General features: G+C 71.0%; 9 protein-coding genes. 4 read left to right on the forward strand and 5 right to left on the reverse strand.

Going from position 1 to position 13812, the window contains the following annotated elements:
* Positions 1-2 precede the first annotated feature (2 nt).
* Positions 3-1391 (forward strand): GDSL-type esterase/lipase family protein, encoded by a 1389-nt coding sequence (locus ACP7TJ_RS26035; protein ID WP_403159410.1) that lies wholly within the window; start codon positions 3-5, stop codon positions 1389-1391.
* A 110-nt stretch (positions 1392-1501) separates the two neighbouring features.
* On the opposite strand, the gene ACP7TJ_RS26040 is transcribed toward ACP7TJ_RS26035, so the two are convergent.
* The 5 genes from ACP7TJ_RS26040 to ACP7TJ_RS26060 all read right to left on the reverse strand — a co-directional run bounded on the left by ACP7TJ_RS26040 (position 1502) and on the right by ACP7TJ_RS26060 (position 10533).
* The gene (locus tag ACP7TJ_RS26040) at positions 1502-3631 is read right to left on the reverse strand and encodes a 3-hydroxyacyl-CoA dehydrogenase NAD-binding domain-containing protein (protein WP_266401790.1); all 2130 of its coding nucleotides are present in this window, start codon (positions 3629-3631) and stop codon (positions 1502-1504) included.
* Complete coding sequence (locus ACP7TJ_RS26045) at positions 3628-4845, reverse strand: thiolase family protein (RefSeq protein ID WP_019523471.1); 1218 nt, start codon at positions 4843-4845, stop codon at positions 3628-3630. Before ACP7TJ_RS26045 ends, ACP7TJ_RS26040 begins: the two co-directional genes overlap by 4 nt.
* A gap of 155 nt (positions 4846-5000) precedes the next feature.
* Positions 5001-6824, reverse strand: a complete 1824-nt coding sequence (locus tag ACP7TJ_RS26050) for a hypothetical protein (protein ID WP_427765757.1) — start codon at positions 6822-6824, stop codon at positions 5001-5003.
* Between the two features lie 278 nt (positions 6825-7102).
* Positions 7103-8137: a LacI family DNA-binding transcriptional regulator gene (locus ACP7TJ_RS26055; protein ID WP_266401794.1), complete on the reverse strand. Its 1035-nt coding sequence runs from the start codon at positions 8135-8137 to the stop codon at positions 7103-7105.
* Positions 8134-10533, reverse strand: a complete 2400-nt coding sequence (locus tag ACP7TJ_RS26060) for a glycoside hydrolase family 2 protein (RefSeq protein WP_427765759.1) — start codon at positions 10531-10533, stop codon at positions 8134-8136. The genes ACP7TJ_RS26055 and ACP7TJ_RS26060 overlap by 4 nt, the downstream gene beginning before the upstream one ends.
* 151 nt (positions 10534-10684) lie before the next feature.
* Between ACP7TJ_RS26060 and ACP7TJ_RS26065 the strand changes: the two genes are divergently transcribed.
* Genes ACP7TJ_RS26065 through ACP7TJ_RS26075 form a run of 3 tightly spaced genes read left to right on the forward strand, consistent with a single transcriptional unit; the run spans position 10685 to position 13790 of the window.
* Positions 10685-12004 carry an extracellular solute-binding protein gene (locus ACP7TJ_RS26065; RefSeq protein WP_427765762.1) on the forward strand — a complete coding sequence of 440 codons (1320 nt, stop codon included), beginning with the start codon at positions 10685-10687 and terminating at the stop codon, positions 12002-12004.
* A complete protein-coding gene (locus ACP7TJ_RS26070; RefSeq protein ID WP_387790429.1) occupies positions 12004-12963 on the forward strand; it encodes a carbohydrate ABC transporter permease in 960 nt (319 codons plus the stop codon). Before ACP7TJ_RS26065 ends, ACP7TJ_RS26070 begins: the two co-directional genes overlap by 1 nt.
* Positions 12960-13790, forward strand: coding sequence for a carbohydrate ABC transporter permease (locus ACP7TJ_RS26075; RefSeq protein ID WP_193458074.1), 831 nt, complete (start codon positions 12960-12962; stop codon positions 13788-13790). Before ACP7TJ_RS26070 ends, ACP7TJ_RS26075 begins: the two co-directional genes overlap by 4 nt.
* Positions 13791-13812: the final 22 nt, after the last annotated feature.

The raw sequence follows: 13812 nt of genomic DNA on the forward strand, positions 1-13812 counted from the left end.
CCATGAACACGTTCTGCATCATCGGCAACTCCGTGGCGACGTCGCGGACCCCGGCCGAAGCCCCGCTGGCCGGCTGGGGGCAGTACCTCCCGGACTTCCTCGGCGACCGCTACGAGCTGAAGAACTTCGCCCGTGACGCCATGACCGCCCGCGCCTACTACACCGAGCGGCTGATCAAGCTGCTGAACATGCTCGGACCGGGTGACGTGGTGGCCATCGACTTCGGTGCGGTGGAACAGCGGATCAATGTGCCCCTCCGCTACCACAGCCCACGGGAGTTCACCGAGTTCCTGACGGCCTACGTGGAGGCGATCAGCGCCGAAGGAGCGGTACCGGTACTGGTGACACCCACCGCACGCTGCACCTTCGACGTGCACGGCGCCGTCATGGACTCGCACGACGGCTTTCCCGCGCTGATCCGCGACGTCGCGGCCGCCACGGGGGCCCCGCTGGTGGACCTGAACCACTACACGACGCGGCTGCTCCAGGAACTGGGTCCCACGCGGGCCCGCGGCTTCTACCGGTGGACGGACGCGGGCGAACACCCGAACCACCCGGACGGCATCGTCGACTCGACCCACTTCAACGAGGCGGGCGCACGTGAGGTGGCGCGGATCTTCGCCTCGGCGCTGCACGGGCTGCCGGGCCTGCCGCCCGGGGTGGTGGCCCCCGAGACGCTGCAGCGGCACGGCGTGTACCCGCCCGTGCAGCTGGAGTTCACCGTCACGAACCCGGAGTCGGCGCTCTACGGCGACCCCGTCGCGGGCCCCCCGGCCGTCACGTCGCCCGCCCCGTCGACAACCGTGAGCCCGCTGCAGAAGTTCTCCGGCGAGGCCCCGCCCGGGACGTCGTACCTGCTGTTCTTCGAGGGCGACACCTACCTGGGCGGCACCTCCGTCAACCAGGAGGGCCGCTGGCTGTGGCGGCGCGCGGTCGCCTGGCCGGGCGGGGAGCACTTCCTGCGCGTGGTCGGCATCACCGACACCGGTGTGACGGCGGCGGCCGGCGTGCCCTTCACCGTCCGCGACCACGTCGAACCGCCGGTGGTGCTAGGCCCGCGCGAGGGCGCGTGGAGCGGCCCGCGACCCCGCTTCTCCGGGACCGCCGGCCCCGACGTCTCCAAGGTCATGGTGCTGGAGGGCGGCCGTCTGATCGCCGAGGCGCCGGTGCGGGACGACGGCACATGGAGCGTGCGCCACCCCCACGACTGGAAGCCCGGGCGGTACGAGGTGGAGTTCGTCTCGGTGTTCAGCGCCCTCCACTCCCGGCCGGCCCGGCTGACCCTGCGGATCCACGGCCTGCCGGACGACAGCTGGATCAGGACCTCCGTCTCCTCGCGCGAACCGTGCGGCGAGAAGTGCGAGCACCTGCCGTTCGCCGGGAATTGGTGAACGGCCGCACGCTCGGTACCAGGCGCCGGCCGCGCGTCGAGCCGTAACGGGGGAAGGCCCCGACACCGCGAGGTGTCGGGGCCTTCCGTCGATGACCGGTCACGGGCGCGTCACGCCGGAACCGAAGCCACCCCCGGCTCCAGGAACCGCTTCCCGGTCACCCGCTCGGAGACGCCCTCGCGGTCCAGGTACGGGGTGATGCCGCCCAGGTGGAAGGGCCAGCCGGCGCCGGTGATCAGGCACAGGTCGATGTCCTGGGCCTCGGCGACGACGCCCTCGTCGAGCATCAGGCCGATCTCCTGGGCCACCGCGTCCAGCACCCGGTCGCGGACCTGCTCCTCCGTGAGGACGGTGTCGCCCTGCTTCAGCAGCGCCGCGACCTCGGGGTCGAGCTCGGGCTTGCCGGAGTCGTAGACGTAGAAGCCGCGCTTGCCGGCCTCGACGACCGCCTTCAGGTTCGGGGAGACGGTGAAGCGGTCCGGGAACGCCCGGTTGAGCGTCTCGGAGACGTGCAGGCCGATCGCGGGGCCGACCAGCTCGAGGAGGACCAGCGGGGACATCGGCAGGCCGAGCGGCTCGACCGCCTTCTCCGCGACCTCGACGGGCGTGCCCTCGTCGATGACGTTCTGGATCTCGCCCATGAAGCGGGTCAGGATGCGGTTGACGACGAACGCCGGGGCGTCCTTCACCAGCACCGCGGTCTTCTTCAGCTTCTTGGCGACGCCGAAGGCCGTGGCCAGCGACGCGTCGTCGGTCTTCTCGCCGCGCACGATCTCCAGCAGGGGGAGGACCGCGACCGGGTTGAAGAAGTGGAAGCCGACGACCCGCTCGGGGTGCCGCAGCTTCGACGCCATCTCGGTCACCGAGAGGGACGACGTGTTCGTGGCGAGGATCGCGTGCGCCGGGGCGACCGCCTCGACCTCCGCGAACACCTGCTGCTTGACGCCCATCTCCTCGAACACGGCTTCGATGATGAAGTCCGCGTCCGCGAAGCCCTCGGCCTTGTCCAGCACGCCGGTGACCAGCGCCTTCAGGCGGTTGGCCTTGTCCTGGTTGACGCGGCCCTTGCCGAGCAGCTTGTCGATCTCGGCGTGGACGTAGCCCACACCCTTGTCGATGCGCTCCTGGTCGATGTCCGTGAGGACGACCGGCACCTCGAGGCGGCGCAGGAACAGCAGCGCGAGCTGCGAGGCCATCAGACCGGCGCCGACGACGCCGACCTTGGTGACCGGGCGCGCCAGGTTCTTGTCCGGGGCGCCCGCGGGACGCTTGCCGCGCTTCTGCACCAGGTTGAACGCGTAGATGCCGGCGCGCAGTTCACCGCCCATGATCAGGTCGGCGAGCGCCTGGTCCTCGGCGTCGTAGCCCTTCTGCAGGTCGCCGTCCTTGGCGGCGGCGATGATCTCCAGGGCGCGGTAGGCGGCCGGGGCCGCGCCGTGCACCTTGGAGTCCGCGACGAAGCGGCCCTTGGCGACGGCCTGGTCCCAGGCCTCGCCGCGGTCGACCGCCGGGCGCTCGACCGTGATCTCGCCCTTGAGGACGGACGCGGTCCAGATCAGCGACTGCTCCAGGAAGTCCGCGCCCTCGAACAGCGCGTCCGCGATGCCGAGTTCGTAGACCTGCTTGCCCTTGAGCTGCTTGTTCTGGTTGAGGCTGTTCTCGATGATCACCGAGACGGCCTTCTCGGCGCCGATCAGGTTCGGCAGCAGGGTGCAGCCGCCCCAGCCGGGCACCAGGCCGAGGAAGACCTCGGGCAGGGAGAACGCGGGCAGCGCCGCGGACACCGTGCGGTAGGTGCAGTGCAGACCGATCTCCACGCCACCGCCCATGGCGGCGCCGTTGTAGTACGCGAAGGTCGGCACGGCCAGCTTCGCCAGCCGCTTGAAGACGTCGTGGCCGCCCTTGCCGATGGCCAGCGCGTCCTCGTGGCGCTTCAGCAGCTCGACACCCTTGAGGTCGGCGCCGACCGCGAAGATGAACGGCTTGCCGGTGACGCCGACGCCGACGATCTCGCCGTCCGCGGCCTCCTTCTCGACCTGGTCGATCGCGGCGTCGATGTTCGCCAGCGACTGCGGGCCGAGGGTGGTCGGCTTGGTGTGGTCGTGGCCGTTGTCCAGGGTGATCAGGGCGAAGCGCCCGGCACCCAGCGGCAGGTCGAAGTGGCGCACGTGCGCCTGCGTGACGACCTCACCCGGGAACAGCTCGGCCGCACCCTTCAAAAGCTCAGCGGTGGTGCTCACTTGTCCCCCTCGAAGTGCGGGTTCTCCCAGATGACCGTCGCGCCCATGCCGAAACCGACGCACATGGTGGTCAGGCCGTAGCGGACGTGCGGCTGCTCCTCGAACTGGCGGGCCAGCTGCGTCATCAGGCGGACGCCGGAGGAGGCCAGCGGGTGGCCGAACGCGATGGCGCCGCCGTACTGGTTGACGCGGGCGTCGTCGTCGGCGATGCCGTAGTGCTCCAGGAACGCGAGGACCTGGACGGCGAAGGCCTCGTTGATCTCGAACAGGCCGATGTCGGAGATGGACAGGCCCGCCTGCGCGAGCGCCTTCTCCGTGGCCGGGATCGGGCCGTAGCCCATGACCTCGGGCTCCACGCCGGCGAAGGAGTAGGAGACGAGGCGCATCTTGACCGGCAGCCCGTTCTCGCGGGCGAAGTCCTCGGAGGCGATGACCGAGGCGGTGGCGCCGTCGTTCAGACCGGCCGCGTTGCCCGCGGTGACCCGGCCGTGCACGCGGAACGGCGTCTTCAGGCCCGCCAGGTTCTCCAGCGTGGTGCCCGGACGCATCGGCTCGTCGGCGGTGACCAGGCCCCAGCCGGTCTCGCCGCCCTCGGGCGAGGTGCGGCGCACGGAGATCGGCACCAGGTCGGCCTGGATCTTGCCGTTGGCGTACGCCTTGGCGGCCTTCTCCTGGGAGCGCACCGCGTACTCGTCGGCGCGCTGCTTGGTGATCGACGGGTAACGGTCGTGCAGGTTCTCCGCGGTCATGCCCATGAACAGGGCGGACTCGTCGACCAGCTTCTCGGAGACGAACCGCGGGTTCGGGTCCACGCCCTCGCCCATCGGGTGGCGGCCCATGTGCTCGACACCGCCCGCGATGGCGACGTCGTACGCGCCGAAGGCGACGGAGCCGGCCACCGTGGTGACGGCGGTCAGCGCGCCGGCGCACATGCGGTCGATGGAGTAACCCGGCACGGACTGCGGCAGGCCCGCGAGGATGCCCGCCGTGCGGCCGATGGTCAGGCCCTGGTCGCCGATCTGCGTGGTCGCGGCGATGGCGACCTCGTCGATCTTCTTCGGGTCGAGACCCGGGTTGCGGCGCAGCAGCTCCCGGATCGCCTTGACGACCAGGTCGTCGGCACGGGTCTCGTGGTAGATGCCCTTCGGGCCCGCCTTGCCGAACGGGGTACGGACGCCGTCGACGAAGACGACGTCCCTGACGGTACGAGGCACGATGGCTCTCCTCCAGGTACGGGATGCTGAGCGCTTGCTTACGGCCCATGCTACTTGCGGGTAACGTCACTGCACACCCCCGTCGGCCGGAGCGGCGAACATCACACGACCGGCCCCCGCGAACGGGGGCCGGCCGTGTGATGCCGCGGGCGGTGCTACGACCGCCAGAGCCGCCTGCGCAGGCCCCGCCGCAGCCGCGCCCGGGTGGAGATCCGCTCGTTGCGGCCGGAGATCCGGCGGGCCACCGAGGCGGCCCGGTTCTCCCGCACCTCCAGCTCACCGGCCTGGTGCGTGAACAGCCCGCCGCCGGTGCTCATCGCGATCTGAGCCGTGTACGTCCCGGGCGGCACGTCGGAGAGGTCCACGCCCTCCTTGTCCACCGAGGTGAAGTACCCGAAGGAGTACGACCCGAAGTCGCCCGGCGCCATGTGCGGGCGCACCTTGTCCTCCCGCTTCACCGCCTTGAGGGCGACGGTGTGCGTGCTGTCCGCGCCGCGCAGCGTGAGGTAGTACGTCGAGTGGGTGGCGCGGTCCGCGTTGCGGCCGGGGAGGAAGAGGACGCCGTACACCCGGAGCCTCGGGCCCTCCATCGCGAACCGCTTCAGCGCGAACACGGACCCGCCGGGGCCGGCCGACGTGAGGTCGCGCTTGATCACCCGGACGCTCTTCGCGTCGCCCCTGAGGACCACCTCGCGCCCCGCGGAGGCGGCGCGGCGGTCGAGCGGCCGGTAGGCGACCAGCGGCACCCTGCGGTCGATGTCCTCGTTCTCGCTGGTCACCCGGGCGAACACGTCGTACACGCCGTCGGGCAGCGCGTCGAGAAGCTCCCGCGCCTCGCAGGTGAAGCCGCCGTCCTTGTAGGACGCGAAGTGCGTGTCGAAGTACTTCAGGTACAGCTGGTCCACCGGCACGGTCTCCGCGTCGGCCACCCACGCCTGGTCGTCGCGGACCAGCACGAGCTGCTTGGTCTCCCGCGCGCCGGCCTCCTCGCCCTGCTCGGCGGAGACGCCGGGCAGGAAGGCGTGCCCGGACAGCGTGGCCCGCTCGGGGGTGAGCTGCGCGGCGGTCAGCACGCCCGCCGCGGTGTCCCGCGCCCGCAACTCCGCCAGGTGCTCGCCGGCGGCGGCTCCGTCCACCTCGTTGGAGCCGACCTGCACCTCGCCGAACCGCGGCACCGTCCCCTCGGTCAGCGCGTAGATGACGCTGAGGATCACCGAGAGACCCTGCCGCGTCACCTCCGCGTGCTTCACCAGGGCGGGCGATTCCACCATGAAGAAGTTGAAGTTGGAGTACTTCCGCAGAGCCGGGAGGAAATGGACGACGTGTTCCTCGTACTGGTAGTCCTTCGTCGAGGAGAACAGGTAGATGTTGCGGTCCAGGTCGGTGGTCTCGGCCAGCAGCTCCGGGAGCACCGAGTCGAGCCGGTCCACGTTCTCCTGCGGCTGGCCCTCGCCGAGGACCCACTCGCCGAGCACGCCGTGCCCCTGGGAGTAGCTGCCGATGAAGTACTGCGGCGTGGAGGCGACGATGTGCCGGTAGCCGTACTTCAGCGCGTAGAAAATGGCGGCGCTGCCGCCCTTCGAGGAACCGGCGAGAACCACCGTCTCCCGGGCCAGGCCCAGCTTTTCCCGATAATGGGTAATCAGTTCCTCGACCGCGTCCGAAACGGAGAAGTCCATCGCCCGCGCCACGTAGTACGACGGGCCCCCGTCGAACCGGTCGCGGATTCTCAGCACGTTGCACTGGACGCCCGAAAGGGCGGCGCCGAATCCGTACTTCGAGCCCACGGAGGAAAACACCACGAGCAGGTTGCCGTGATCGCCCGCAGCGGGCGTGAACTCGTACTCGATCTCCCAGTTGCCGTATTTCTCCACACGTATCTCGGGCGTGCGGATCGTCGCTGTCCTGTAGTTTTCGGACGTGTGGGGGAGTGTGTCCGAATGCTGCGGGTTGGCCGGGCGGACCTGGGTGGGTTCCATGAAATGGTGCCCCTTGTTCCTGTCAGAGATTTTCCGTTCGGAGTTCGGGCCGCTCCGCAGGAAACTCCTCCGACGTGGGGTGCGGGCGTTTTCGCAGGAAGAGCAGCCGGGACGAGGCTAACCCATGTCCCCGCCGCGGAGCGAGAGGCCGACCTGTGCCTCGTTCCGCGTATTCCCGCTCACCCGCGGCGCATGCGGACAGCGCGCCGGAATGCGGGTTCAAGTGACCCCGGTGACAGCGCACTTCACCGCGCGGCCGGCGCCGTCCCCGGTCCGGGTCACGGCGGGGCCGTGGAGCCCCGCGGGGTGAGGACCGGCGTCGGCACCGGGTGCGAGCCCGGACCGTCCCCGGTGAGCGTTCCGAACAGAGTACGCGCCACCTCCGCGCCGAAGCCGTGCACGTCATGGCTCATCGCCGACAGGGTGGGCCGGGTCAGCCGGCACAGCTGTGAGTCGTCCCACGCCAGCAGCGACACGTCCTGCGGCACCCGCAGCCCCATCTCGGCCGCCACCGACAGCCCCGCCACCGCCATGATGTCGTTGTCGTACACGATCGCGGTCGGCCGCTCCCCGGCCGGCGCGGCCAGCAGCGTCCGGGTGGCGCGGGCGCCCGCGTCCCCGGAGAAGTCCGTCGCCACCTGCCAGGCCCGCGCGGCCGGCTCCAGCGCCCCCACCGCCTCGTCGAACGCGGCCGTGCGGATCGACGTGTGCCCGAGCTCCGCCGCGCCGCCCACCCGGGCGATCCCGCGGTGCCCCAGCGCCGCCAGGTACCGCACCGCCTCCGCCACCGCCGTCGCGTCGTCCGTCCACACCGACGTCAGCCCGCCGGTCAGCGAAGGGTGCCCCACGGCCACCACGGGCAGCCCCAGCCGCCGCGCCACCGCCGGGCGGGGGTCGTCGGCGCGGAAATCCACCAGGATCGAGCCGCCGATCTGCCGCCCCCGCCACCACGACTCCAGCAGCCCCACCTCCTCCTCGGGGCTGCGCACCAGCCGCAGCAGCAGCGCGCAGGACCGCTCGACCAGGACGCTCTCCACCCCGGAGATGAACTCCATGTAGAAGGGCTCCAGGCCGAGCAGCCGGGCGGGCCGGCACACCGCGAGCCCCACCACGTCCACCCGGGACCCGGCCAGCGTCCGCGCGGTCGTGCTCGGCGACCAGCCCAGCTCGCGCGCCGCCGCGAAGATCCGGTCCCGGGTCGCCTCGGACAGTCCGGGTTTCCGGTTGAACGCGAGGGACACGGCCCCCTTGGACACGCCGGCGCGTGCGGCGACGTCCTTGATGGTGACGCGAGGGGTCGGCGTTGCCGTCATCGAGTGGGCTCCACGCAGTACAGGGCGGTGCGGGCGGTCTCGGGGTCAGGAGTCTTCCAGCCCCGCACCCCGATGGTCACCCGCTCCCCGGGCAGCAGCGTCACCCGTCCCCGGTCGGCGGCCGCCTCCGGATCCAGCCGGTCGGCCTGGAGCAGCAGGTCCCGCACCAGGGTGCGCGCGGTGACCGTCACGCCCTCGGGCGCGAGCGCCACCTCGAACTCCGGGCGCGGGTAGGGGATGTCGCGGTCCGCCGCCGGGAAGTGCAGCGCCCGCAGCGGCTCCTGTGCGCAGGGGTCCGCGGCGTCGGCGACCAGGAACTCCTCGGGACCGGCCGGGACCAGCCCGGCCGGGACCTCGACGAGCGCCACGGTCCGCGCGTCCGCGGCGAGCTCCGGTTCCGCCTCGGCGAGCACCGCGCCGTCCACCGTCATCCGCCGCAGCCGCAGGGAGGTCCGCCACTCCTCGGCGGCCTGGTTCACCGCCGCGACGACCGGCCGATCCCCGTCCGTCCGCACGGTCAGCAGCCGGTCCGCGTACAGTCTGCGCAGCTCGTGGTACAGCGGCTTCTCCCGGCCGTCGCCGTCGATCGCGGCCCACGAGGTCACCGGCCAGCAGTCGTTGAGCTGCCACACCACCGTTCCCGCGCACACCGGCCAGTGCGAGCGCCAGTGCTCGATCCCGGCCGCCACCGCACGCGCCTGGTTGAGCTGCGTCAGATAGTGCCAGCGGTCGAAATCCCCCTCGGGCAGGGCGAAGTGCCGGGCGAGACCGCGCTCCAGCTTGCCGTTGCCGTCCTCCGCCTTCTGGTGGTGCAGCACGCCGGGGGAGTCCGGCGCCAGCTCCTCCCCGGGCAGCGCCCGCCGCAGCGTGGCGTACGCGGGTGGCGCCTGCCAGCCGAACTCGGCGACGAAACGCGGCACGTCGAGGCGGTAGTCGGCGTAGTCCCTGCGGTTCCACACCTCCCAGGAGTGGTGCGTGCCGTGCGCCGGGTCGTTGGGGTGACGCAGCCAGGACCCGGACCACGGGCTGCCCGCCGTGTACGGCCGCGTCGGGTCCACCTCGGCCACCACGCGCGGCAGCAGGCCCAGGTAGTAGCCCTCGCCCCAGGAGTCCCCGGCCAGCGCGGGCTCCCAGTCCCAGTCCCGGAAGCCCCACAGGTTCTCGTTGTTGCCGTTCCACAGCACCAGCGAGGGGTGCGGCATCAGCCGTACGACGTTCTCCCGGGCCTCCGCCTCCACCTCGCCGCGCAGCGGCTGCTCCTCGGGGTAGGCGGCGCAGGCGAACGGGAAGTCCTGCCAGACCAGCAGGCCCAGCTCGTCGCAGGCGTCGTAGAAGTCCTCGCTCTCGTAGATCCCGCCGCCCCACACCCGCACCAGGTCCACGCCCGCCGCGGCCGCCTGCTCCAGCCGCCGGCGGTAGCGGTCACGGGTGATCCGGGAGGGGAAGGCGTCGTCCGGGATCCAGTTGACCCCCCGCGCGAACAACCGCTCCCCGTTGACCACCAGGGTGAACCCGGTGCCGTGCGCGTCGGCCGAGGTGTCCAGCTCCACCGTCCGGAAGCCGATCCGCCGCCGCCAGGAGTCCACCGCCTCGCCGTCGTGCAGCAGACGCACCTCCACGTCGTACAGCGGCTGTTCGCCGTAGCCGCGGGGCCACCACAGGCGGGCGTCCGGCACCCGCAGGCGTACCGTCCCGGCCGTCCCCCCGATCCGGGCGCGGGCGCGCACGCCGCCGACGGACGCCTCGACCTCGAGCGGCGCCCCGCCCTCGGTGCGCCCGACGTCGACGGCCAGGTCGACCACGCCCGTGCCGTCCTCCACGGCGACCAGCGGACGCACCCGGGCGATCCGGGCCGTCGACCAGTGCTCCAGGCGCACCGGCCGCCAGATCCCGGCGGTGACCAGGGTGGGCCCCCAGTCCCAGCCGAACGAGCAGGCCATCTTGCGCACGTACTGGTACGGCTCGGCGTACGCCCCCGGACGGTCGCCCACCGCGGCCCGCACCGCCTCCGCCTCGTCGTAGGCGGACGCGAACCGCACCGTCAGCCGCCCGCTCAGCCCCGTCACGTCGAAGCGGTACGAGCGGTGCATGTTCCGCACCCGGCCCAGCGGGCGGCCGTCGAGCAGGATCTCGGCGACCGTGTCGAGGCCGTCGAACACCAGGTCCGTCCGCTCGTGCGCAGGGTCGCCCGCGGCCAGGTCCCGTTCGTAGGTCCACGCGCGGCGGCCCACCCACGCCACCTCGGTCTCGCCCCGCCCGAGGAACGGGTCGGGGATCAGGCCGGCCGCCAGCAGGTCGGTGTGCACACACCCCGGCACCGAGGCGGGGAGCGCCTCCCCCGTGCCGTCCGGGTGCCGCAGGATCCATCCGTCGGTGAGCGGTGTGACCTGACGCATGCACACTCCCTAAACCGGTTGAGCCCTGGGCGGGCAACGTTTTCGTATCGTTGGCGCAATTGAGACTTTACCGGTTCAGTGAGGGGCTGTCAGAGTGCCGAACCAGCCAACCCACCCGTGCTCGTCCGCCCCGTGAACGGAGCTGGTGCACATGAACCGCCGCACAGCACTCGCCGGATCGATCGCCGTCGTCGTCGCCCTGCTGGCCTCCGCCTGCACCGGGTCGGGAGGTTCCACGACGGGCGCGGACGCCGAGGCCCCCGACGACCCGTCCAAGGTCAAGGGCTCCATCACCGTCCTCACCCACCGCACCGATCTGGTGCAGGACGGCACCATGAAGAAGTACGCGGCCGAGTTCCGGAAGACCTACCCCGGCGTGACGGTGGAGTTCGAGGGCCTCACCGACTACGAGGGCGAGGTCAAGATCCGTATGAACACGGAGAACTACGGCGACGTCCTGATGATCCCGGCGGTCATCGAGAAGAAGGACTACCCCAAGTTCTTCGCCTCGCTCGGCACACGACAGGAGCGCTCCGCCAAGTACCGCTTCACCGACTACTCCACCGTCGGCGGCAAGGTCTACGGCCAGAGTCCCCTCGGCGTCGTCCCCGGCTTCCTCTACAACAAGAAGGTCTGGAGCCGGGCCGGCGTCACCGACTGGCCCACCACGCCCGGCGAGTTCCTCGACGCCCTCAAGGCGATCCGGGCGAAGACCGACGCGGTGCCGTACTACACCAACTTCAAGGACATGTGGCCGCTGACCCAGTGGACCAACGTCAACGGCTCCGTCAGCTGCGACACCCGGGCCACCACCAGGCTCGCCGAGGGCGACCCGTGGGCCGAGGGCGCCGACCTGCGCGTGGGCGACACCCTGCTCCACGACATCGTGCGCGGCGGACTCGCGGAGAAGGACCCGACGACCACCAACTGGGAGGCGTCCAAGCCCCGCCTCGCCAAGGGCGAGATCGCCACCATGTGGCTGGGCTCCTGGGCCGTCGTGCAGATGCGGGACGCCGCGGAGCAGGCCGGCGCCGACCCGGCCGACATCGGCCTCATGCCGTTCCCCGTCCAGAAGAACGGCGTCTTCTGCGCGGTGACGTCCCCCGACTACCAGCAGGCCGTGAACGTCAACTCCGACAACAAGCAGGCGGCACGCGCCTGGATCGACTGGTTCACCGACAAGTCCGGCTACGCGCAGGCCAATCTGGCGCTGTCCCCGCTCAAGGACGCCCCGCTGCCCGACGTCCTCGCGCCCTACCGGGAGGCGGGCGTGAAGCTGCTCGACCTCGACGACAGCAAGGGCGCCGAGGTCAAGTCCATCGACAACTCCTCGGAGGTCGGCATCTTCAAGCCCGACTACCGCCAGGACCTCGTCGACCTCGCCCGCGGCGCCCGCAAGGGCAGCCTCGACGACTACCTCGCGGGCCTCGGCGAGCGCTGGGCCGAGGCACGCGACGCGCTGGGGTCGTGATGACCGACACCACCCGCAAGGGGGCGCGGCCGGAAGCGCCGGCCGCGCCCCCGGCCCCCGGGCACGCGGCGCCCGCCGCCCGCCGCACCCGGCGGCGGGCCCGCGCCGGCGTCACCCCCTGGCTGTTCCTCGCCGTCCCGCTCGCCCTGCTGCTGACCTTCACCTACGCGCCGATCGCCAACATGGCCGCGTACAGCTTCACCGACTGGGACGGGGTGAGCCCGGATCTGAACTGGACCGGCGCCGAGAACTACACCGAACTCCTCACCCGCTCCGAGCTGTTCGAGGTGTTCCTGGTCAGCGGCTACTACCTGGTCGCGTCGGTGGTGCAGATCGTCCTCGCCCTGTACTTCGCCACGGTCCTCAGCTTCAACGTCCGCTTCCGGAACTTCTTCAAGGGCGTGCTGTTCTTCCCGTACCTGATCAACGGGGTGGCGATCGGCTTCGTCTTCCTCTACTTCTTCCAGGACGGCGGCACCCTCGACTCCGTGCTGCGCCTGCTCGGCGTGGAGACCGACCACGCCTGGCTGGGCACGCCGTTCTCCGCGAACACCTCGCTGGCCGGCGTCTCCGTCTGGCGCTACCTCGGCCTCAACTTCGTGCTGTTCCTGGGCGCCATCCAGTCCATCCCCGGCGAGCTGTACGAGGCGGCCGAGATCGACGGGGCGAGCCGCTGGCAGCAGTTCCGCCACATCATCGCGCCCGGCATCCGGCCCGTGCTGAGCCTCAGCGTGATCCTGTCCGTCTCCGGCTCGCTGTCGGTCTTCGAGATCCCGTACATCATGACCGGCGGCGCCACGGGCACGGAGACGTTCGTCATCCAGACCGTGAAGCTGGCCTTCCAGTTCAACAAGACGGGGCTCGCCTCCGCGGCCGCCGTCGTGCTGCTGCTGATCGTCCTGGCGGTCACCTGGGTGCAGCGGCGCATCGTCCCCGACGAGAAGGTGGACCTGGTATGACCCGCCGTACCGTGGCCCGCGCCCTGGTGTACCTGTCGCTGACCGCCGCCACCCTGGTGGTGCTGCTGCCGCTCGCCGTGGTCCTGCTGACCTCGCTGAAGACCCCCCGCGAGATGGCGGACGGCAGCGGGGCGCTCGCCCTGCCCGACGACCCGCTGAACGTCGCCAACTACGTGACCGCGTTCCGGGACGGCCAGATGCTGTCCGCCTTCGCCAACACGGCGGTCGTCCTCGTCGTCGCGGTCGGCGGCACCATCCTCATCGGCTCGATGACCGCGTACGCCATCGACCGCTTCCGCTTCCGCTTCCGGAAGCTTGTGGTGGCGCTGTTCCTGCTGGCCGCGCTGGTGCCCGGGGTGACCACCCAGGTGGCGACCTTCCAGATCGTCGACAGCCTCGGCATGTTCGACAGCCTGTGGGCGCCCATCGCCCTCTACATGGGCACGGACATCGTGTCGATCTACATCTTCCTGCAGTTCATCCGCTCCATCCCGGTCTCCCTGGACGAGGCGGCGCGCCTGGACGGCGCGAACGCCTTCACCGTCTACCGCAAGGTCATCCTGCCGCTGCTGAAGCCGGCGATCGCCACGGTGGTCATCGTGAAGGGGATCAACGTCTACAACGACTTCTACATCCCCTTCCTCTACATGCCGTCCGAGGACCTTGGCGTGATCTCGACGTCCCTGTTCCGCTTCAAGGGCCCCTTCGGGGCGCACTGGGAGACGATCTCGGCGGGCGCGATCCTGGTCATCCTGCCCACGCTGGTCGTCTTCCTGTTCCTCCAGCGGTTCATCTACAACGGCTTCATGCGGGGGGCGACGAAGTGAGGGCCCGTTGTGCCGGGCGCGC

The sequence above is a fragment of the Streptomyces sp. DSM 41931 genome (assembly GCF_050271085.1).
Taxonomy (GTDB): Bacteria; Actinomycetota; Actinomycetes; order Streptomycetales; family Streptomycetaceae; genus Streptomyces; species Streptomyces albogriseolus.